General features: G+C 70.4%; 2 protein-coding genes. Both read left to right on the top strand.

The annotated features are described in order from the left end of the window. On the top strand, positions 1-1,422 hold a 1,422-nt coding region (locus tag NQ160_RS22340), incomplete at its 5' end, for a glutamate synthase-related protein (protein WP_257517232.1). After that, positions 1,415-2,400 (top strand): glutamate synthase subunit beta (locus NQ160_RS22345; protein ID WP_257517233.1); only part of this gene is annotated, 986 nt, incomplete at its 3' end. The genes NQ160_RS22340 and NQ160_RS22345, both read left to right, overlap by 8 nt.

Below are 2,400 nucleotides of genomic sequence, written 5' to 3' on the forward strand. Positions count from 1 at the left end.
GGACACGACGGCGGCACCGGCGCGAGCCCCATGAACTCGCTGAAGCACGCCGGCACGCCGTGGGAGCTGGGCCTGGCCGAGACGCAGCAGACCCTCATGCTCAACAACATGCGCGACCGCGTGGTGGTGCAGGCCGACGGTCAGCTCAAGACCGGGCGCGACGTCATCATCGCAGCGCTCCTGGGCGCCGAGGAGTTCGGCTTCGCCACCACCGCCCTCGTGGTGGAGGGCTGCGTCATGATGCGCGTCTGCCACCTCGACACCTGCCCCGTGGGCGTGGCCACCCAGAACCCGGTGCTGCGTGCGCGCTTCACCGGAAAGGCCGAGCACGTGGTGACCTTCATGGAGTTCATCGCGCAGGAGGTGCGCGAATACCTCGCCGAACTCGGCTTCCGCTCGCTGGACGAGGTGGTCGGGCGCAGCGAGCTGCTCGACGTCAACGGGGCGGTCGCGCACTGGAAGGCCGGGGGTCTCGACCTCGAGCCGATCCTGCGCGGACCGGCGTTCGCCCCGGAGGTCGCGCGCCGCAACACCCGCGCTCAGGACCATGAGCTCGAGGAGCACTTCGACGTGCAGCTCATCGAGCGCGCTCAGGACGTCATCGCGCACGGCGGGCAGATCACGATCGACCTGCCCATCCGCAACACCGAGCGGGCCGTGGGCACCATGCTCGGCAACCGGGTGACGCTCGCGCACGGCGTGAACGGCCTGCCGTCGGGGTCGATCGTGGTGAACCTCACCGGTTCGGCAGGGCAGTCGTTCGGCGCGTTCCTGCCCGCCGGCATCACCCTGCGACTCGAGGGCGATTCCAACGACTACGTGGGCAAGGGCCTCTCGGGCGGCCAGATCGTCGTGCGCCCCCCGAAGGATGCCGCCTTCGACGCATCCCGCAACGTCATCGCCGGCAACGTCATCGGCTACGGCGCGACGCAGGGCACCATGTTCCTGCGGGGGGTCGTGGGGGAGCGGTTCTTCGTGCGCAACTCCGGCGCCACCGCCGTCGTCGAGGGCGTGGGCGACCACGCGCTGGAGTACATGACCGGCGGGCTCGCCGTCATCCTCGGCTCCACCGGCCGCAACCTCGGCGCCGGCATGTCCGGCGGCAACGCCTACATCTACAAGCTGGACCGAGCCCTGGTGAACCGCGAAGCACTGGCATCCGGCGAACTGGCGTTGCTGGAGATGGGCTCCGGCGACGTGGAGATCCTGCGCGACCTGCTGCTGCAGCACCTCGCCGAGACCGAATCCGCTCTGGCTGCGTCGCTGCTGGAGAACTTCGACACCGAGGCGGCGAACTTCGTCCGCGTCGTGCCCCGCGACTACGCCGCGGTGCTGCAGACCCGCCAGCAGGCGGCGGCAGAGGGACTCGACCCCGACGGCGATGTCGTCTGGAACCGCATCATGGAGGTGACGGGTGGCTGACCCGAAGGGCTTTTTGAAGGTCACCGAGCGCGAGCTTCCGCCGCGTCGCCCGGTGCCGGTGCGCATCCTCGATTGGAAAGAGGTCTACGAGCCGGGCGACTCCGCGGTGCTGCGTCGCCAGGCCGGTCGCTGCATGGACTGCGGCGTGCCGTTCTGCCACAAGGGCTGCCCGCTGGGCAACCTCATCCCGGAGTGGAACGACCTGATGTGGCGCGGGCAGGCGCGCAGCGCCAGCGAGCGGCTGCACGCGACGAACAACTTCCCGGAGTTCACCGGGCGGCTGTGCCCGGCCCCCTGCGAGAGCTCGTGCGTGCTGGGCATCAACCAGCCCGCCGTGACCATCAAGCAGGTCGAGGTGTCGATCATCGAGGAGGCGTTCGCCCGCGGCTGGGTCGAGCCCGAGCCGCCAGAGCGCCTCACCGGCAAGACCGTCGCCGTCGTGGGCTCCGGCCCCGCCGGCCTCGCCGCCGCACAGCAGCTCACGCGGGCGGGTCACACCGTGGCCGTGTTCGAGCGGGACGACCGCATCGGCGGGCTGCTGCGCTACGGCATCCCCGACTTCAAGATGGAGAAGCGCCACCTCGAGTATCGGCTCCGCCAGATGCAGGACGAGGGCACGCGCTTCCGCGCCGGCGTCGAGATCGGCCGGGACATCACCTGGGACCAGCTGCGCGAACGGTACGACGCGGTCGTGATCGCCACCGGGGCCACCGTGCCCCGTGACCTGCCCATCCCGGGGCGGGACCTTGCCGGCGTGCACTTCGCGATGGAGTACCTCGTCGAATCCAACAAGGCCGTCGCGGGCGACCAGGTGCCCCACCAGATCAGTGCGGCAGGCAAGCACGTCGTCGTCATCGGCGGTGGCGACACCGGGGCCGACTGCATCGGCACCGCGCACCGCCAGGGTGCCCTCAGCGTCACCAACCTCGCCATCGGCAAGCAGCCTCCTGCCGAACGCCCCGACACGCATCCGTGGCC

Source organism: Microbacterium sp. zg.Y909, from assembly GCF_024626565.1.